This is a genomic window from Brevibacterium sp. BDJS002, assembly GCF_028201555.1.
Classification (GTDB): domain Bacteria; phylum Actinomycetota; class Actinomycetes; order Actinomycetales; family Brevibacteriaceae; genus Brevibacterium; species Brevibacterium aurantiacum.
The window spans coordinates 2,866,616-2,883,974 of the sequence record NZ_CP116392.1 but is presented as its reverse complement, the minus strand read 5'-3'; the positions used below and the strand labels follow the sequence as shown (position 1 = coordinate 2,883,974).

Sequence of the window (17,359 nt, the reverse complement as noted above, 5' to 3'; positions counted from 1 at the left end):
TGACTCTGAGCTGTTTATTGGCCCCCGTCGTCTAGTGGCCTAGGACGCTGCCCTCTCAAGGCGGAAACGGCAGTTCGAACCTGCTCGGGGGTACGGTTGAGTCCCGCATCGAGGAATCGGTGTGGGGCTCGCTCTAATTCACGGGCCTTTTTCTGCGGTTGCCTCGGCTCTTCCGAGCCGCAGAGTTTGTCTGAGCCTCAGAGCTCGACTGCGTAGCCGATCCCTGAGCCTCAGAGCGAATACCGAAGCGATTCAGCGCCTGAGCGAGTCCGCGATGTGCTTCGTGTTCTCAGCGGTCTTGACGTTGGCCACGATGAGCTCGAGGCCCAGGCGGACGAAGATCACCCAGAGGGCTGGGATGATCCAACCGAAGATGATCGCCAGCAGCAGCGGCCATGGGCTGAAGCTCGGAGCCTCGCCGAAGTAGGCGGATGCGCTGCCCGCAGCTGCACCTGTGACGATTCCGCCGATGATGGATCCCAGCCACGACAGCGCGGCCACCACGATGGCGATGATGTAGATGAATCCCGCCCAGCGAACGGCGATGAAGTTGTCGAAGCGGAAGTCGAAGAGCGACTTGAAGAAGCCGCCGCTGCCACCAGCCTTCTGCTGCGCTGCAGGCTGTTGGAAGTTGCCTACCGGGGCGTGCTGAGAACCGGCGTAATTGCCCTGGCCATACGCGGCGTAGTCAGCGCCCTGAGGGTGCTGGCCCTGCTGGTCGAACTGCCCGTACTGATTCTGAGGATCGTACTGACCGCCCTGGTTGTACTGACCGCCTTGGTTGTACTGACCGCCCTGGTTGTACTGAGCGCCCTGATCGTACTGGTTGTACTGGTTCTGCTGACCCTGCATATTCGGCTGGGCGAACTGACTCTGCTGATCGTTGTACTGCTCGGCCTGCCTGTACTGCTCGGCCTGCCCGAATTCCGTGCCAGCAGCGCTCGAATCAGGGCCGGTTTCGTCCGACACAGGGCTGACCTGATTCGAATCGGGATCGACCTGGTCGTTCTGGATGTTCTGGTTGTTCTCTGCGTCCGAACCGGAGTACGGGTTCTGTGGTGTCGACATTATCTTCCTTCGTACGTGTTGGAACCGATAGTCGCAACGTATCAGGGCAAGATGACTTTGCACCCGGAACTCTTAACGCAGAGCAATGCTCCATTCCACCGTGAGTTCACCTTGTGGGTCGATGACGTCGTAGTCCGAGCCGGTGGCGAAGGCATTCGGTGGACACGTCATCGGTTCGATCGCGATCGCGGTGCGCCGAAGGTCCGAGCCGAGTTCGTCGCCGGTGCAGATCTGCCAGGACCGGAAATGATCGTCCATTCCGATGACGACCGTCCTGTCGTCGGCACCCTTCAACCGCACCCACGACCACCCGTGGTCATCGCGTTGAGGTGTGCCGAAGGCATCATCGAGCACAGCATGGCCCAGAGAGCGCAGTGCGCGGAAATCTTTGCAGAGGAGGCAGCTCGCCTCATCGGGCCCATGATCGGCGGGGATGAACGTTCCAGTGTCGAAGGGTCGGACCGTATGGGGGATGAGTCTGTCATCGGTCTCGAGCCAGGTGTCGGCGGAAATGAGCAGCTGAGCCTCATCGACCTGTTCCGCGCCGGGGTGGATCCAGGGATGAAAGCCGAGTCCGAAGGGAGCCGGCTCCTGCCCGATGTTGCGTGCCAGTGTTCTCACCCGCAGTTCACCGCGTCCAGCATCTTCGCCCTCGTCGTCATGGCCGATGAGGGAGTACGTCACCTCGAGGGACATCGCGAAGGGGTATCCCGGCACGTCGGAGATCTCGGTGCTCAGTGTCACCGAATCGGCATCGCGTTCGGACACCGTCCAGTCGACGTCGGCCACGAGGCCATGCAGGGCGGTGCTGCGGGTGGCTTCGGTGATGGGCAGCTGGTGGGAGACGCCGTTGAAGTCATAGCGCCCATCGGCAATCCGGTTCGGCCACGGTGCCAGCACGGCGCCGTCGAAGGCGGACATCTCAACGACGACAGGACGATTGCCGACGGTGTAGTGAAGCAGAGCCGCACCGCGTGTGGACACGACCGCGCTGTCGTTGCCCTGAGTGAGCTCGATGGAACCGGTCATGCGACTCCTGCGCAATTTGTGTGCGAATGTTCTGGTGTCCCAGAATTCTACGGCAGAACTGTGTTCTCCACCGATCAGATGTTAGCATTATGATCGAAAATGATCGGTTTTGGAGGGTTGATGAGCCAGCGTTGCATTTCTCAGATCCACCGTTTCAGCGGTGAGCTCACAGGTCCGCGTTGAGCACGCAGATCAGCAGGAACACCCTTGCCGACGGCCGAGAGATCCTGTTCTTCCACGCCACCGATTCGCCTGTCGCGCCGTTAGCCGAGGACCAGCGCTCCGCGGAGCCGCGTCCCAGTGGCGGCCAGCTGCGCTTCGACCTGCTCACCGGAGAATGGGTGGCCGTGGCCACGCATCGCCAGTCGCGCACTCATCTTCCCGTTGCCGCCGAATGCCCCCTCTGCCCGTCGGCACCGGGGCGACCAACGGAGATCCCGGCCGCTGACTACGAGGTCGTGGTCTTCGAGAATCGTTTCCCGTCGCTGGGTCCTGGAATCGGTGCTGTCAGTGCCGATCCGAGCCATAACTTCGCCGAGGTGGCCGCAGAGTCCGCCCTGACCGCACCGGCCTATGGACGCTGTGAGGTCGTCGTCTTCTCATCCGAGCACAACGGATCGTTTGCCGACCTCGACACGGCGAGAGCCCGCACAGTCATCGACGCCTGGGCGAATCGGACGCGTGAGCTCGCCTCCTGCGCAGGGATCGAGCAGGTCTTCGTATTCGAAAATCGGGGCGAGGAGATCGGCGTGACGATGAATCATCCACACGGTCAGATCTACGCTTATCCCTATGTCACTCCACACACCAAGGTCACCTCGGCCAGGGCGGTCCAGCACAGACGTGAGACGGGCCGAGCACTGATGGCCGATATCCTCGCCTTCGAGCGCCGATCCGGTGAGCGGATGGTTCTCGAATCCGCCCATTTCTCTGCCTTCGTACCCTATGCGGCTCGATGGCCGGTCGAAGTCCATATCGTCCCGCATCGGCAGGTGCTGAGCATCGACGAACTCGACGAGACCGAACGCGAGGACCTCGCTCGCATCTACCCAGAGACGCTGCGAAGGATCGACGGCCTGTACTCCACGCCGACTCCCTACATCGCGGCCTGGCATCAGGCACCGGTCAACTGTGAGGACCGCGCGGCAGAGTGGCTGCATCTGGAGATCACCAGCCCCAGGCGTGCCGAGAATAAACTGAAGTTCCTCGCCGGGTCCGAAGCGGCCATGGGCGCCTTCGTCGGCGACGTCTCCGCCGAGGAGACCGCAGCAAGGTTGCGCAACGTGCAACCGCGGTCGGCAGACTCGATGCCGGCGGCAGAACCGACGAACGAGGACGGTCACCGATGAACGCGACTGACACTTCTGTCGGGCAGAGCCTGCGTGCCGAGTTCGAAACGATCTTCGGCTATCAGCCGCTCGACTGCTTTCGTGCTCCAGGACGCGTCAACCTCATCGGCGAGCACACCGACTACAACGACGGATTCGTCCTGCCCATAGCTATTGACCGGGCTGTGCACGTGGCCATCGGACGGCGTCCTGGAAGCCGTGCGGACGCCAACGGCAGTGGAACCGCGGCACCGCCGGCCCAAGAGAAGAGCATCCGCATCGTCTCCGACCATCGAGACGACCGGGGCCAGCGACTCGCAGGCCAGTTCATCGCCGAGGACCTCGTGCCAGGAGTTCTTCCAGCGTGGCTCAACCACCCAGCGGGAGTCGTCGATGAGATCGCCAAGACGACGGGCACGGTTGTCGGCGGCATCGACCTCTATATCGAATCGACTGTGCCAGTCGGTGCAGGACTGTCTTCTTCTCATGCGCTCGAGGTGGCGGTCCTCATCGCTCTCGACGCGGTCTACGGTCTCGATCTCGACGACCGGGAGAAGGTGCTGCTGACCCAGCGTGCCGAGAACGACTTCGTCGGTGCTCCGACAGGAATCGTCGATCAGGCCGCCTCCATCATGACCGAGGCCGGGCACGCGCTCTTCCTCGACTGCCGCGACCTGCGATCTCGACAGATTCCCTTCGACCTCGACGCCGAGGGGCTGCGGCTGCTCGTCATCGATACCCGGGTGTCCCACTCCCACAGCGAAAGCGGCTACGGCGACCGGCGACGCACGTGCGAGGAAGCCGCCGGAATCCTCGGAGCACAGAGTCTGCGCGAACTCGACGAAACCGTCGACCTCGGCACCCTCACCGAGGTGCAGCGGAAACGAGTGCGACACGTCTTCAGTGAGAACGCCCGAGTCGCATCCACTGTCGAATTCCTGGAGGGAGAAGGCGGGGAGGGACGCAGCATCCGCGGAATCGGTGAACTCCTGCTTGCCTCTCACGATTCCTTGGCCCATGACTACGAGGTCTCCTGCGTCGAACTCGATGCTGCAGTCAGCGCAGCGATGTCAGCGGGAGCACTCGGTGCGAGGATGATCGGCGGCGGCTTCGGCGGATCGGCGATCGCGCTCGTTGATACGGAGAACGTCGAGATGATCTCCGAGGCTGTCGTGGCCGAATTCTCCGACCGCGGTTTCCGTGCGCCCGATATCTTCGCCGTTGGCCCGGGGCCAGGCGCCGGCCGTATCGACTGATCGGCCTCCGTTAGGCCGGTGCCGCATTCGCGCAGAGCACGGTCAAGCTAGGCACGGTCGCGCTAGTCGCGGGGATCCGTGTCGACCACCTCAGCCGCGTCATCGGCGATGATCCGAATCGGGCGCAGCTTGGCCCAGATGAGGAAGAATAACGCGGTGAGGATGAGGCCGATTCCGGTCCAGAGGTTGGCATCGATTCCGCCGGTCCGCTCAGCCTCGTCGGGGGTGTAGCCGACGACGCCGGCGATGGTGAGGATGATCCCGAAGATCCCCAGCAGCACCCCGATGAAGTTGCGGATGTCGAAGGCACCTGCGGTCTTGGTCAGTTCGTTTGCTTTGCTCATTGTTCTCACTTGCTCCTTCAGCCGAAGGCCACGTTGAGGATGATGACGAGGACCAGTGCCACGCCTGCAACAGGCACCGGGCGTTTCCAGATCGGGGGCTTGGGTTCGTTCAGGTCTTCGAAGTCGGTCTTCGGAGTCTCCGAATAGACAAGCCCTCGCAGTTCACTCGCGGGCTTCGGCGTGGTCCTGAAGGTCACGATCACCGAGAGGACGATGTCGACGACGAAGGCCGTGCTGGCGGCGAGGAACGCCGCACCCTGGCCGGGCAGGTCGAATACGCCGGTCTCGCTGAGGATGAAGACGGCGACGGCGGAAAGGGTGCCGCCGACCAGACCGACCCAGCCGGCGGTGGGGCTCATGCGCTTCCAGAACATACCGAGGATGAAGGTGGCGAACAGCGGCGCATTGAAGAAGCCGAACAGTGTCTGCAGATAGTCCATGAGGTTGGCGAAGTTGCCGGCGATGAGGGCGGTGAAGATCGCGACGATGCAGGCGCCGATTGTGGCGTAGCGGCCGACCTTGAGGTAGTAGGAATCCTCCCTGTCCTTGACCACGTACTGCTGCCACAGGTCGTAGCTGAAGACCGTGTTGAACGCGGAGATGTTGGCAGCCATTCCGGCCATGAACGCGGCGAGCAGGCCGGCGATCGCCACGCCGAGGAGGCCGTTGGGCAGGACCTCGCGCATGAGCAGCAGGAGCGCATCGTTGTAGGTCACTCCGGTTTGGGCCTGAGCGGTCGCCTCGTCGACGCTGGATGCGATCTGTTTGAACTTGGTCAGCTGGGTCACGAGGACTGCCGCGATCATTCCCGGGATGATGACGATGAACGGGATGAGCATCTTCGGGAAGGCGCCGAGGATCGGAGTCAGTCGTGCGGCGTTGATGCTCTTTGAGGCCATCGCTCGCTGGACTTCGACGAAGTTCGTCGTCCAGTAGCCGAAGGAGAGCACGAAGCCGAGCCCGAAGACGATCCCGACCACAGAGAGCACCGGGTTGGAGAACCCGGAGAGCTGCTCGCCTGGCCAACTGCTGAGCTGCTCGGCGCCGAGCATGCCGTCATTGCTGACCTTCGCCACGAGGCCGTCCCAGCCGCCCACGCGGTTGAGGCCGATGATCGTCAGCGGCAGCAGGGCTGCGACGATGACGAAGAACTGCAGCACCTCGTTGTAGATGGCGGCGGTCAGCCCGCCGAGCGTGATGTAGGACAGGACGATGGCGGCGGCGACGACCAGGGCGATCCACAATGGCCAGCCGAGGAGTCGATTGACGATCGTGCCGAGCAGGAAGAGATTGACGCCGGCGATGAGGATCTGAGCGACGGCGAAGGACAGCGCGTTGACGAGGTGGGCGCCGGTGCCGAAGCGCCTGCGCATGAACTCCGGAACGGATCTGACCTTCGAGCCGTAGTAGAACGGCATCATGACGACACCGAGGAAGAGCATCGCCGGGACGGCACCGATCCAGAAGTAGTGCATCGTCGGCATGCCGTACTGCGCGCCGGTGGCCGACATGCCCATGATCTCCACTGCACCGAGGTTGGCCGAGACGAAGGCCAATGCCGTCACCCATGCGGGAAGGCTGCGTCCGGAGAGCAGGAACTCGATGCTCGAGGAGATGCCGCGCTTGGCGAACCAGCCGATTCCAAGGACGAATACGAAGTAGATCGCGATCAGCAGATAGTCGATCCACTGGGCGTCCAGACGGATGTCTTCCAAGGTTCCTCCAACGTCTTCGGTGAATGGCTCCTTGTGGTTAAGCCACCTCAAACCGATACTTTAGAGGACGGATCGTCCGATCACCAGTGATCGAACATGAAAAGTTTTGATTGTTTATGATCGGTCGCTGTTTGGCGGGGAATTTGGTTCTATTCTCGGCGTGTCACGCAACTTCGACGTTGACCCCGGCCTCGCGCAGTGCGTCGAGTTCAGCAGGATCGCTGTCCGAGTCGGTGATGAGGTGGTGAATCTCCTCTGTCGGAACAGTGAGCACGGACGAACGCAGCCCGACCTTCGTGTGGTCGACGAGGGCGGTGACCTGCCCGGCGCCTGTGGCCATGGCGCGGTCGGTGTCGGCCACGGGGAAGGCCGGAGTGGAGAGGCCGAAGTCCGCTGCCAGACCATTGCCGGAGAGGAAGACGGTGTCGGCCCGCAGGCCGAGAAGCTGTGAGACCGTTCCTCCGCCGACGAAGGCGCGGATCGAATGTCGCAGGATTCCGCCGACGACGATGACTTCGATATCGGGGGAGGAGACCATAGCCTCGGCGACGAGGAGGGAGTTGGTCACGATGCGGATGCCCGAGCGTCCGCTGAGTTCCTTGGCCAGGAGTTCGGTCGTGGTGCCGGGCCCCAGAGCGACCACATCGCCGGTGCGCACATGCTTGGCCGCGGCACGAGCGATCGCCGACTTCTCGGCCAGGGCCTGCTCGAGCTTCTCTGCATAGCTCGACTCGCGCGCGCTGGAAAAGGGGACTGCCCCTCCATGGGTGCGGGTCAGGCGGCCTTCGTCGGCGAGCTGATCGAGATCGCGCCGGATCGTCACGGCCGAAGTCTCCAGCCGTTCAGAGAGAGCTGAGATGGACACCGCGCCGTCGCGTTCGATCGTCTCGATGATCACATTGCGTCGTTGGGCAGCGATCATGGTGTCGTCCTCAGCCTCTGATGAGAGCTTCGCTCAAGGTTCGAGCCGCTTCGATGATGGATTTCGCGTGCAGGCGTCCGGGCTGACGTGTCAGGCGGTCAACGGGGCCGGAGATCGACACGGCGGCCACGACGCGATTGCTGGGTCCGCGCACGGGGGCGGAGACCGAGGCGACGCCACGTTCGCGTTCGGCTATCGACTGGGCCCAGCCTCGGCGACGGACACCGGAGAGCATGGTGGCGGAGAAGCGGGCGCCGCGCAGGCCGGTGTGCAGACGGTCGGGCTCCTCCCAAGCTAGGAGGACCTGGGCGGCGGAACCGGCGCGCATGCTCAGAGTGGCACCGATCGGCACCGAGTCGCGCAGTCCCACGGGGCGTTCTGCGGCAGCCACGCACAGGCGCAGGTCGCCCTGGCGGCGGAAGAGCTGTGCGGACTCGCCGGTCTGGTCACGCAGCTGGCCGAGCACCGGTCCGGCCGCGGCGAGCAGGCGATCCTCACCGGCAGCGGAGGACAGTTCAGCCAGGCGTGGGCCGAGGACGAAGCGGCCCTGCAGATCACGACCGACGATGCGATGGAATTCGAGCGCAACAGCCAGGCGGTGGGCAGTGGGTCGGGCGAGTCCGGTCAGTGAGACCAGTTCGGCCAGTGAAGCGGGTCCGGCCTCGAGGGCGGAGAGAACCATTGCGGCCTTGTCGATGACTCCGACGCCGCTACCATTGCTTGTCATAGACACTATTGTGCGCGTCTCAGTGGGCGAGATGCAAGTTCGAAATGCGATACGGACGAGTAGGTTTCCTGTACACACTCGTTGAGACCGCCTTGCGCACTCGCCGAGTCACCATGTCGAATGTCACAGACGCCGCGAAATCGCGGACGTCGCAGCTGTAAGCACGTACAGGCAATCCCTGTATTGGCGGGAGGAATCATGCCACGCACTCTGGCCGAGAAGGTCTGGGCCGATCACGTCGTATCCCTGGGCGAAGACGGTGCGCCCGACCTCATCTACATCGACCTCCACCTCGTCCATGAGGTCACCAGCCCGCAGGCATTCGACGGACTCCGACTCGCCGGGCGCCCTGTGCGCCGCCCCGACCTGACGATCGCCACGGAGGACCACAACACTCCGACGTGGGACATCGACAAGCCCATCGCCGAACCCACCTCCGCCACGCAGATCGAGACTCTGCGCAAGAACACGAAGGAATTCGGGATCCGCCTGCACAGCCTCGGCGATGCCGATCAGGGCATCGTCCACGTCGTCGGCCCACAGCTGGGCCTGACCCAGCCGGGCACCACCGTCGTCTGCGGTGACTCCCACACGTCCACCCACGGCGCGTTCGGTGCGCTGGCTCTGGGCATCGGCACTTCCGAGGTCGAGCATGTGCTGGCCACCCAGACGCTGAGCCTCAAAGCGTTCAAGACGATGTCGATCACGGTCGACGGCGAACTGCCCGAAGGGTCGAGTGCGAAGGACATCATCCTCGCCATCATCGCGAAGATCGGCACCGGAGGCGGGCAGGGCTACGTGCTCGAGTACCGCGGCTCGGCGATCCGGGCGCTGTCGATGGAAGCACGGATGACCATCTGCAACATGTCGATCGAGGCCGGTGCCCGTGCCGGCATGGTCGCCCCCGATGAGACGACCTTCGAGTACGTCAAGGGCCGTCCGCACGCACCCGAGGGTGAGGACTGGGATGCGGCGGTCGAATACTGGAAGACCCTGTACACCGACGAGGGCGCCACGTTCGACCATGAGGTCGTCCTCGAGGCCAAGGACATCGAACCGTTCGTGACCTGGGGAACCAACCCCGGCCAGGGACTGCCGCTGTCTGCCTCGGTGCCGTCACCCGATGATTTCGCCGACGAGAACGACAAGGCCTCGGCCGCCAACGCTCTGGCCTACATGGGCCTGACTCCGGGCACCCCGCTGCGCGAAATCGAGGTGGACACCGTGTTCCTCGGTTCGTGCACGAACTCACGCATCGAGGACCTGCGTGCCGCCGCCGAGGTGGTGCGCGGCCGGAAGAAGGCCGAGAACATCCGCTTCATGGTCGTTCCCGGTTCCGCCAAGGTTCGCCTCCAGGCCGAGGACGAGGGCCTCGATAAGATCTTCAAGGACTTCGGGGGAGAGTGGCGCTTCGCTGGCTGCTCGATGTGCCTGGGCATGAACCCGGACCAGCTGGCCGACGGTGAACGCTGTGCCTCGACCTCGAACCGCAACTTCGAAGGCCGCCAGGGCAAGGGTGGGCGCACCCACCTGGTGTCCCCGCTCGTGGCAGCGGCCACCGCCGTGCGCGGAACGCTGTCCTCACCCGGTGACGTCAAGGATCTGCCCCGCGACGCCGAACCGGTGGCGTGGACGGACGATAAGCCCACCTTGACACTGACACCCACCCCTACCTCGGCGAACGCGTAAGGAGACCGACTGATGGAAGCTTTCAGCACACATACCGGAATCGGCGTCCCGCTGCGCCGCGCCAACATCGACACTGACCAGATCATCCCGGCGAAGTTCCTCAAGCGGGTCACCCGCACCGGCTTCGAAGACGCCCTGTTCTACCGGTGGCGTACGAACGACGAATTTGTCCTCAACGATCCGGAGTTCTCGAAGGGCTCAGTCCTCGTGGCCGGACCCGACTTCGGCACGGGCTCCTCGCGTGAGCACGCCGTGTGGGCGCTCAAGGACTACGGTTTCCGCGTCGTCCTCTCCTCGCGCTTCGGCGACATCTTCCGCGGCAACTCCGGCAAAGAGGGACTCCTGGCCGCTCAGCTCGACCAGGCTGACATCGAACTGATCTGGAAGATCCTGGAGAACCACCCGGGCACCCCGATCACCGTCGACCTCAATGAGAAGACCGTGACCTGTGATTCGGTCACCGTGACCTTCCAGATCGATGACTACACACGCTGGCGCCTCCTCGAAGGCCATGACGACATCAGCCTGACGCTGGCCAAGGAATCCGAGATCTCCGATTTCGAGTCCAAGCGGGCGACCTTCAAGCCGACGACCCTGCCGGCGAAGGTCTGACCCACCCCGTGCGAAGGTTCGAATCGTCCGACGCGACGGTCTGAGAGCCTTCCCACAAGGGACCCGCGTGTCCTCTGCGCTAGTCTTGGACGAGTCCGGACTAGTCTGGGCCACGCCCGGATCCCACCGGGTGCAAGTGTGACGCAGGGAGGAACATGCTCGAAGTTCGCGGCGGTAATCCGCTAGGTGGAACAGTCCAGGTCAGAGGTGCCAAGAACCTGGTGCCCAAGGCCATGGTCGCAGCGCTGCTGGGGGAGACGCCCTCCGTGCTGCGCGGCGTGCCGCAGATCAGGGACGTCGAGATCGTCACCGGTCTGCTCGAGCTCCACGGGGTTCGGGTCACGCCCGGCAGCGATGGAGACCTCTCCGACGGTGAGCTGCACCTCGACCCCTCCGATATGGCACAGGGATCGATCGTCGACATCGACGCGCACGCCGGTTCCTCGCGGATCCCGATCCTCTTCTGCGGACCCCTCCTGCACAGCCTGGGCCAGGCGTTCATTCCCGATCTGGGCGGCTGCCACATCGGGGATCGTCCCATCAACTTCCACCTCGACGTGCTGCGCCAGTTCGGCGCCGAGGTCGACAAGACCTCCGGCGGCATCATGCTCACCACCCGTGGGCGCCTCCAGGGCACGAAGGTCGAACTGCCCTTCCCCTCCGTGGGTGCCACCGAGCAGGTGCTGCTGACCGCGGTCCGCGCCGAAGGCGTGACCGAACTGCGCAATGCGGCCATCGAACCCGAGATCATGGACCTAATCGCCCTGCTGCAGAAGATGGGCGCCATCATCACCGTCGACACCGACCGGGTCGTGCGCATCGAAGGCGTGGACTCCCTGCGCGGCTTCATCCACCGGGCACTGCCCGACCGCAACGAGACCGCCTCCTGGGCCTCTGCCGCCCTGGCCACCGGGGGAGACATCTTCGTCGAAGGGGCCTCCCAGCCCGAACTCATCACCTTCCTCAACGTCTTCCGTCGCATCGGCGGGGAGTTCGAAGTCGAGGAGAACGGAATCCGCTTCCGTCACCCCGGCGGCAAACTCACCTCCTTCGCCCTGGAGACCGATGTGCACCCCGGCTTCATGACCGACTGGCAGCAACCGCTCGTCGTGGCCATGACCCAGGCCGAGGGACTGTCGATCATCCACGAAACCGTGTACGAGAACCGCTTCGGCTTCACCCACGCGCTCGGGGAGATGGGTGCGCAGATCCAGCTCTACCGCGAATGCCTCGGCGGGACGCCGTGTCGTTTCGGGCGCCGCAACTACCAGCACTCGGCCGTGGTCTCCGGACCCACCGAACTCACCGGAACCCGAATCGACGTGCCCGACCTGCGCGGCGGATTCAGCCACCTCATCGCCGCCTTGGCAGCCCGCGGCACCAGTCAGGTCCACGGCATCGAACTCATCAACCGCGGATACGAGAACTTCATCGACAAGCTCATCGGCCTCGGCGCCGAGGTGGCCGCGTGAGCGACGAGGAGGTGCTGGTCTCCTTTCAACCCTCCGCGGTCCGGTCCCAGCGCCGAGTCGCCTTCGTCGTGGCCTCGGCCGCTTATGGGCTCTACCGGCTGACCTCGAAGATCAAGGTCGACAATGCCGAGATCCTGCCGGCTCGGACCCCGCGGATTCAGCGTCTGCGGGGGATGCCTGCGAACCAGGGCGGCGGCGCCATCATCGCCGCCTACCACGCCAGTCACCTCGACCCGATCCTCGTGGGTCTGGCGCTGTGGCGCAACGGACACCTGCCGCACTTCCTGGCCAAATCGACCCTGTTCTCCGGTGCTCTCGGCACCGTTCTTCGTGGGCTGGGCCAGATCCCCGTCCTGCGGTCCTCGAACCAGGCCGGTGACTCCCTCGAATATGCGAAAGAGGCTCTGGCCCAGGGCGAATGCGTCGTCATCTACCCGGAAGGGACGCTGACGAAGGACGCGGGACTGTGGCCTCAGCACTTCAAGTCCGGCACCGCCCGGCTTGCACTCGAAACGGGTGCCCCGATCATCCCCGCCGCGCACTGGGGTCTGCAGGAGATCTTTCCGCAGGGAGCGAAGGTGCCGAAGTTCCGGCCGCTGCGACACACCTCGGTGGTCCGTTTCGGTGATCCCATCGACTACGAGGACCTGTGGTCCCACCGTGAGGAGAAGAGGTCGAAGACGGTGCTGACCCACCGTCTGACGAAGACCATCGCAACGATGGTCGGCGAGCTCTCGAACCGTGAGCTGCCAGAGAGATTCCACAACGAGGAGGTCGGCGAATGAGCGTGAAGAAGACCACGGTGCTGGGTGCCGGATCGTGGGGGACGACCTACGCCGCCGTCGTCGCCGATGCCGGGTTCCCCGTCACCCTCTGGGCCCGCCGGCCCGAGGTCGCCGAGGAGATCACCACCTCACATACGAACGAACGGTATTTAGGTGATCGGGTCCTGCCCGAGCTGCTCAGCGCCACCTCAGACGACATCGCCGCCGTCACCGACGCCGAGGTCATCATCCTGGCCGTGCCCGCGCAGACGCTGCGTGAGAATCTCAGCCGGTGGAAGCCGCACCTGCATCCGGGCGTGAAGCTCGTGAGCCTGATGAAGGGCATCGAGGTCGACACGGGCAAGCGCATGTCCGAGGTCATCGCCGAGGTCGCCGAGGTGGACTCCACCCAGATCGCAGTCGTCTCCGGTCCGAACCTGGCCCGTGAGATCGCCGATCAGCAGCCGACGGCCACCGTGGTCGCCGCGGAGAGCATCGACACCGCCGAGGCTGTCGCTGAGATCAGCGCGAACGGGTACTTCCGTCCCTATACGAACACCGACGTCGTCGGCGTTGAGATGGGCGGTGCCGTCAAGAACGTCATCGCCCTGGCCGTCGGCATCGCCGATGGCCAGAAGCTCGGCGACAACTCGAAGGCCTCGATCATCACCCGCGGCCTGGCCGAGACCTCACGTCTGGCCGCTGCCATGGGTGCGCAGCCACACACCCTGTCGGGCCTGGCCGGACTCGGCGACCTCGTCGCCACCTGTGCCTCCCCACTGTCGCGGAACCGAACATTCGGGCGCCACCTCGGTGAGGGGATGAGCCTGGAGGATGTCATCGCTCACACCTCGCAGACCGCAGAGGGAGTGAAATCGGCGCCCGCCATCCTCGCCCTGGGACGCAAGTACTCCGTCGATCTGCCGATCACGGAAGCCGTGTGCGCGGTCCTCGGAGGACGGCTGCGGGTTGACGAACTCGCCGGTTTGCTGTTGTCTCGGAAGCGTAAGCACGAGGGACCACCAGCCTGAGCACCTCGGGCTGTCCAGTACCGAATCATCTCGTACGACTAGGAGCAGACATGAGCGTCAACTCACCGTTCTACAACCTTTCCGATGTCCCCAGCTTCACCCTCACCAGCACGGATATCGAAGCCGGGGGCGAACTGACCGGACCACAGCTCTCGGGTGCGATGGGCGTCGACGGCGGTCAGGACGTCTCGCCGCAGCTGTCATGGTCGGGCTTCCCCGAAGAGACCAAGGCCTTCGCCGTGACCTGCTACGACCCGGACGCACCCACCGGCTCCGGTTTCTGGCACTGGGTCGTGACCGATCTCGACGCCTCGACGACCAGCCTGCCCGCCAACGCCGGCGACCCTTCGGCGGACCTGCTTCCGGCCGGAACGGTGACGCTGCGCAACGATGCGGGCGAACCTCGCTTCGTCGGTGCCGCACCACCCCAGGGCCACGGACCGCACCGCTACTTCTTCATCGTCACTGCTCTGGCGGAGCCTCTGGGTCTTGACGAATCTGCATCACCGGCCTTCGCCGGATTCAACATGTTCTTCAAGGGCATCGCCCGTGCATCCCTGGAATGCACGTTCGAGCTCAAGTGAGCTAGAGTTTTCCAGTCCGTACAAACGGTCACGCGCGCTAACGACCAAGGATTTCTATGCCTGAATCTGATCACCGGCCACTCGTCGCAGTCCTCTTCGGCGGACGATCGAGCGAACATGCCGTCAGCTGCGTCACTGCTGCCGGGGTCATCCGGGCCATCGACGACGACGCCTATCGTGTACTGCCGATCGGCATCACGAAGGCCGGCGTCTGGCGCATCGTCGAAGACTGGTCGACGATGGCCTTCGACCCGGACAATATGCCCGAGGTTGTCGACAACGGAACCGAGATCATTCCGCCGATCTCAGCTCAGGGTTCGCCCCTGCTGCAGCGGGACGCCGAGGGACACTACAGCGAACTCGGATCGGTTGACGTCTACTTCCCGCTCCTGCACGGGCAGTACGGGGAGGATGGGACCTGCAGGGACTGTTCGAACTCAGCGACACGGCCTTCGTCGGCTCCGGGGTCTTCGCCTCGGCGGCGAGCATGGACAAGCACTACACGAAATCCCTGATGGCCCATGCCGGGATTCCGACCTGTCCCTGGGAGCTCGTGACCGAAACCATGTGGGAGGCCGACCAGGCCGAGGCCCAGGACCGGATCACCGGTCTGGGGTTGCCTGTGTTCGTCAAGCCTGCCCGTGCCGGGTCCTCTATGGGTGTCAGCCGCGTCGAATCCGCCGAAGGGCTGGATCAGGCGCTGCGTTCGGCCTTCGAGCATGACTCGAAGGTCATCGTCGAGCCGCAGGTCGTCGGCCGGGAGATCGAATGCGCGGTGCTCGGCTCTGTCCACGACCGTGAGGTTCGGGTCTCGTTCCCCGGGGAGATCGAGGTCTCCGGCGAACACTCGTTCTATGACTTCGAAGCCAAATACCTCAACCTTGCCGATGCCCAGCTGACCTGCCCGGCTCGTGTCGATGAGACGACGACGGCGCGGATCCAGGAGCTCTCGGCCCAGGTGTTCCGTCTCTTCGACTGCACCGGGCTCTCCCGTGTCGACACCTTCGTCACGGATGCCGGTGAGGTCCTCATCAACGAGATCAACACCCTCCCGGGATTCACCCCCACCTCGGCGTACCCATTCATGTGGTCGAAGTCGGGGATCGAGTACCCGGCGCTCATCTCAGAGCTCATCACCATCGCCCTGGTTGATCACGCCCGCACCCACTGAGGGCTGCTCAGCCTTCGAGGTCTTGGGCTCCCACGCACTTGGCCTCGGGTTTGACGGCCGTCAGGGCCGGTGAGATGGCCGCGAGCACATTGTTGCCCGATTCGGCCTTGCGGTTGACGAGGACTTCGACGGCCGGGGTGCGTCCGTAGCTGGTGAACACCCAGGTGTCGTCTTCATCGGAGGCCTTCGAGATCCAGTCGACGCTGCTCACACTCACACACTGATCCGTGGTCGGTCCGGGTGGGGTGACTCCGCAGCGGATGACCGCGATGTTTGGATCTCCCCAGGCCTTCGTGCCCTGGGAAGAGGTTGTGCGTGATTTCTGGCCGGCGATCTCATCGGGCAGGCGCAGCATGATGTCGGCGCATTTGGGGTTCTGTGCGTCCTGCGCAGGCTCGACGACGACGGTTCGCTCGCATCCGGCCAGGCTCACACCGGCCAACACTGTGGCAACGGCTGCGAGGGCGAAAGTGCGCGTCTTCCGAGGCGACGTTCGAGGCGACGGGCGGAGGCGACGAGATCTCATACAACTACCGTATCTCCCGATAACCTGGAGTCATGACCCGACTGTCCGAACTTGGCGAATCACACGTGCTCGAACGTATCCTCTCTCACAATCGCAGCGGTTCGCAGGTGATCATCGGACCCGGGGACGATGCCGCCGTGACTGCGGTGGACGGCAACCTGGTGTCGACGGCCGACATGCTCGTGGAGAACGAGGATTTCACCCGCACCTGGCTCGATTGGTCTCGACTGGGCACCAAGGCCGCCGCACAGAACCTCTCCGACGTGTGCGTCATGGGCGCGAAACCGCACGGGCTGCTCGTGTCGCTGGCCGTGCCGAATTCGACGGAGATCGAGGACCTCGAGGCTCTCTTCGCCGGCATCGTCGCCGAGGCGGCCCGTGCCGGTGAAGCACTTGGCTGCGAGATCCCGATCATCGGCGGAGACCTCTCCTCCTCAGGTCTCATCGTCGTCGCGATCACTGCCTTGGGCACCGTCGGTGGTTCTGGTACTGGTACTGCTGCTTCGTCTGCAGGAACCCACGGATCAGGCGCAGCGATCACCCGTGCTGGGGCGCAGCCTGGGGACTCGATCTACCTGGCCGGGACCATCGGTCGCGCGGCCGCCGGACTGGATCTCCTCTTCGCCGGTGTCGACCCAAACGCAGACGTCGGCCAGGATGATCCTCAGCCGGGGACGAGCCTCACCGAACTCATCAACACTCAACTGGCCCCGCAGCCGGACTACGCGGCCGTCCTTGAGATGAGGGCAGCCTCGGCGATGATCGATGTCTCCGATGGTCTGAGCACGGACCTGGGACGGGTGGCGGCAGCCTCGGGAGTCCACGCCTGCATCGACCGAACTGCACTCCAGGAGCTCATCGACCCGCTGCTGCCAGCAGCTCGGCACCTGGTGGCCAGGAGCTCCGGCACTCAAGCGGCCGGAAGTACCGACAAGGCCGAGGAATTGGCGCTGCACTGGGTGCTCAACGGAGGAGAGGACCACGGCTTCGTCGCGTCGTCGGCGCAGTTCGACACGCCTCCGGTAGGCTGGCGGAGAATCGGAGAGATGAGAGACGGCAGCGGGGTCACTCTCGACGGCGCACCGGTGCCGACGAGCGGCTTCAGCCATTTCGGGAAGTGA

General features: G+C 64.2%; 18 protein-coding genes and 1 tRNA gene. 12 read left to right on the top strand and 7 right to left on the bottom strand.

What is annotated here, in order from left to right; translation table 11 throughout:
* Nucleotides 1-20 precede the first annotated feature (20 nt).
* Nucleotides 21-93: transfer RNA gene (locus tag PGC08_RS13360), tRNA-Glu, on the top strand.
* A 159-nt stretch (nucleotides 94-252) separates the two neighbouring features.
* On the opposite strand, the gene PGC08_RS13355 is transcribed toward PGC08_RS13360, so the two are convergent.
* Both PGC08_RS13355 and PGC08_RS13350 read right to left on the bottom strand, forming a co-directional pair.
* Entirely contained in the window at nucleotides 253-1,068 is an 816-nt protein-coding gene (locus PGC08_RS13355) for a DUF4282 domain-containing protein (RefSeq protein ID WP_096160639.1), read from the bottom strand.
* A gap of 72 nt (nucleotides 1,069-1,140) precedes the next feature.
* On the bottom strand, nucleotides 1,141-2,097 hold the full coding sequence (locus PGC08_RS13350; RefSeq protein WP_096177888.1) for an aldose 1-epimerase family protein: 957 nt from the start codon (nucleotides 2,095-2,097) through the stop codon (nucleotides 1,141-1,143).
* A 179-nt stretch (nucleotides 2,098-2,276) separates the two neighbouring features.
* Between PGC08_RS13350 and galT the strand changes: the two genes are divergently transcribed.
* The gene (gene galT / locus PGC08_RS13345; protein WP_193078283.1) at nucleotides 2,277-3,446 is read left to right on the top strand and encodes a galactose-1-phosphate uridylyltransferase; all 1,170 of its coding nucleotides are present in this window, start codon (nucleotides 2,277-2,279) and stop codon (nucleotides 3,444-3,446) included.
* Nucleotides 3,443-4,681 (top strand): galactokinase, encoded by a 1,239-nt coding sequence (gene galK, locus PGC08_RS13340; protein WP_271708597.1) that lies wholly within the window; start codon nucleotides 3,443-3,445, stop codon nucleotides 4,679-4,681. Before galT ends, galK begins: the two co-directional genes overlap by 4 nt.
* A 62-nt stretch (nucleotides 4,682-4,743) precedes the next feature.
* Here galK and PGC08_RS13335 read toward each other — a convergent pair whose 3' ends face one another.
* The 4 genes from PGC08_RS13335 to PGC08_RS13320 all read right to left on the bottom strand — a co-directional run bounded on the left by PGC08_RS13335 (nucleotide 4,744) and on the right by PGC08_RS13320 (nucleotide 8,389).
* Entirely contained in the window at nucleotides 4,744-5,025 is a 282-nt protein-coding gene (locus PGC08_RS13335; protein WP_271708596.1) for a hypothetical protein, read from the bottom strand.
* A gap of 17 nt (nucleotides 5,026-5,042) precedes the next feature.
* Nucleotides 5,043-6,740, bottom strand: coding sequence for a sodium:solute symporter family protein (locus tag PGC08_RS13330; protein WP_009882468.1), 1,698 nt, complete (start codon nucleotides 6,738-6,740; stop codon nucleotides 5,043-5,045).
* Nucleotides 6,741-6,903: 163 nt separating this feature from the next.
* A complete protein-coding gene (locus tag PGC08_RS13325) occupies nucleotides 6,904-7,662 on the bottom strand; it encodes a DeoR/GlpR family DNA-binding transcription regulator (RefSeq protein WP_096157265.1) in 759 nt (252 codons plus the stop codon).
* 10 nt (nucleotides 7,663-7,672) lie between these two features.
* On the bottom strand, nucleotides 7,673-8,389 hold the full coding sequence (locus PGC08_RS13320) for an IclR family transcriptional regulator (protein WP_009882470.1): 717 nt from the start codon (nucleotides 8,387-8,389) through the stop codon (nucleotides 7,673-7,675).
* A gap of 198 nt (nucleotides 8,390-8,587) precedes the next feature.
* Here PGC08_RS13320 and leuC point away from each other — a divergent pair, with 198 nt between their 5' ends.
* The 8 genes from leuC to PGC08_RS13285 all read left to right on the top strand — a co-directional run bounded on the left by leuC (nucleotide 8,588) and on the right by PGC08_RS13285 (nucleotide 15,712).
* The gene (gene leuC, locus PGC08_RS13315; RefSeq protein ID WP_125178242.1) at nucleotides 8,588-10,078 is read left to right on the top strand and encodes a 3-isopropylmalate dehydratase large subunit; all 1,491 of its coding nucleotides are present in this window, start codon (nucleotides 8,588-8,590) and stop codon (nucleotides 10,076-10,078) included.
* A 12-nt stretch (nucleotides 10,079-10,090) separates the two neighbouring features.
* A complete protein-coding gene (leuD, locus tag PGC08_RS13310; RefSeq protein ID WP_009882472.1) occupies nucleotides 10,091-10,690 on the top strand; it encodes a 3-isopropylmalate dehydratase small subunit in 600 nt (199 codons plus the stop codon).
* A 155-nt stretch (nucleotides 10,691-10,845) separates the two neighbouring features.
* The gene (gene murA / locus PGC08_RS13305; RefSeq protein ID WP_125188095.1) at nucleotides 10,846-12,162 is read left to right on the top strand and encodes a UDP-N-acetylglucosamine 1-carboxyvinyltransferase; all 1,317 of its coding nucleotides are present in this window, start codon (nucleotides 10,846-10,848) and stop codon (nucleotides 12,160-12,162) included.
* Nucleotides 12,159-12,947 (top strand): lysophospholipid acyltransferase family protein, encoded by a 789-nt coding sequence (locus PGC08_RS13300; RefSeq protein WP_069600473.1) that lies wholly within the window; start codon nucleotides 12,159-12,161, stop codon nucleotides 12,945-12,947. The genes murA and PGC08_RS13300 overlap by 4 nt, the downstream gene beginning before the upstream one ends.
* Nucleotides 12,944-13,957 carry an NAD(P)H-dependent glycerol-3-phosphate dehydrogenase gene (locus tag PGC08_RS13295; protein WP_271708595.1) on the top strand — a complete coding sequence of 338 codons (1,014 nt, stop codon included), beginning with the start codon at nucleotides 12,944-12,946 and terminating at the stop codon, nucleotides 13,955-13,957. Before PGC08_RS13300 ends, PGC08_RS13295 begins: the two co-directional genes overlap by 4 nt.
* Nucleotides 13,958-14,007: 50 nt before the next feature.
* Complete coding sequence (locus PGC08_RS13290; protein WP_009882479.1) at nucleotides 14,008-14,541, top strand: YbhB/YbcL family Raf kinase inhibitor-like protein; 534 nt, start codon at nucleotides 14,008-14,010, stop codon at nucleotides 14,539-14,541.
* A 56-nt stretch (nucleotides 14,542-14,597) separates the two neighbouring features.
* On the top strand, nucleotides 14,598-15,056 hold the full coding sequence (locus PGC08_RS19430; protein ID WP_333937488.1) for a hypothetical protein: 459 nt from the start codon (nucleotides 14,598-14,600) through the stop codon (nucleotides 15,054-15,056).
* The gene (locus tag PGC08_RS13285; RefSeq protein WP_333937925.1) at nucleotides 14,960-15,712 is read left to right on the top strand and encodes a D-alanine--D-alanine ligase family protein; all 753 of its coding nucleotides are present in this window, start codon (nucleotides 14,960-14,962) and stop codon (nucleotides 15,710-15,712) included. The genes PGC08_RS19430 and PGC08_RS13285 overlap by 97 nt, the downstream gene beginning before the upstream one ends.
* A gap of 7 nt (nucleotides 15,713-15,719) precedes the next feature.
* On the opposite strand, the gene PGC08_RS13280 is transcribed toward PGC08_RS13285, so the two are convergent.
* Nucleotides 15,720-16,238: a DUF3515 domain-containing protein gene (locus tag PGC08_RS13280; protein WP_081448534.1), complete on the bottom strand. Its 519-nt coding sequence runs from the start codon at nucleotides 16,236-16,238 to the stop codon at nucleotides 15,720-15,722.
* 32 nt (nucleotides 16,239-16,270) lie between these two features.
* Between PGC08_RS13280 and PGC08_RS13275 the strand changes: the two genes are divergently transcribed.
* Nucleotides 16,271-17,359: a thiamine-phosphate kinase gene (locus PGC08_RS13275; RefSeq protein ID WP_009882482.1), complete on the top strand. Its 1,089-nt coding sequence runs from the start codon at nucleotides 16,271-16,273 to the stop codon at nucleotides 17,357-17,359.

Excerpts from the sequence above, each read along its gene's own strand:
- PGC08_RS13355 (WP_096160639.1), bottom strand. The coding sequence starts at position 1,068 with ATGTCGACACCACAGAACCCGTACTCCGGTTCGGACGCAGAGAACAAC.
- PGC08_RS13350 (WP_096177888.1), bottom strand. The coding sequence starts at position 2,097 with ATGACCGGTTCCATCGAGCTCACTCAGGGCAACGACAGCGCGGTCGTG.
- galK (WP_271708597.1), top strand. The coding sequence starts at position 3,443 with ATGAACGCGACTGACACTTCTGTCGGGCAGAGCCTGCGTGCCGAGTTC.
- PGC08_RS13335 (WP_271708596.1), bottom strand. The coding sequence starts at position 5,025 with ATGAGCAAAGCAAACGAACTGACCAAGACCGCAGGTGCCTTCGACATC.
- PGC08_RS13325 (WP_096157265.1), bottom strand. The coding sequence starts at position 7,662 with ATGATCGCTGCCCAACGACGCAATGTGATCATCGAGACGATCGAACGC.
- PGC08_RS13320 (WP_009882470.1), bottom strand. The coding sequence starts at position 8,389 with ATGACAAGCAATGGTAGCGGCGTCGGAGTCATCGACAAGGCCGCAATG.
- leuC (WP_125178242.1), top strand. The coding sequence starts at position 8,588 with ATGCCACGCACTCTGGCCGAGAAGGTCTGGGCCGATCACGTCGTATCC.
- leuD (WP_009882472.1), top strand. The coding sequence starts at position 10,091 with ATGGAAGCTTTCAGCACACATACCGGAATCGGCGTCCCGCTGCGCCGC.
- murA (WP_125188095.1), top strand. The coding sequence starts at position 10,846 with ATGCTCGAAGTTCGCGGCGGTAATCCGCTAGGTGGAACAGTCCAGGTC.
- PGC08_RS13295 (WP_271708595.1), top strand. The coding sequence starts at position 12,944 with ATGAGCGTGAAGAAGACCACGGTGCTGGGTGCCGGATCGTGGGGGACG.
- PGC08_RS13290 (WP_009882479.1), top strand. The coding sequence starts at position 14,008 with ATGAGCGTCAACTCACCGTTCTACAACCTTTCCGATGTCCCCAGCTTC.
- PGC08_RS19430 (WP_333937488.1), top strand. The coding sequence starts at position 14,598 with ATGCCTGAATCTGATCACCGGCCACTCGTCGCAGTCCTCTTCGGCGGA.
- PGC08_RS13280 (WP_081448534.1), bottom strand. The coding sequence starts at position 16,238 with ATGAGATCTCGTCGCCTCCGCCCGTCGCCTCGAACGTCGCCTCGGAAG.
- PGC08_RS13275 (WP_009882482.1), top strand. The coding sequence starts at position 16,271 with ATGACCCGACTGTCCGAACTTGGCGAATCACACGTGCTCGAACGTATC.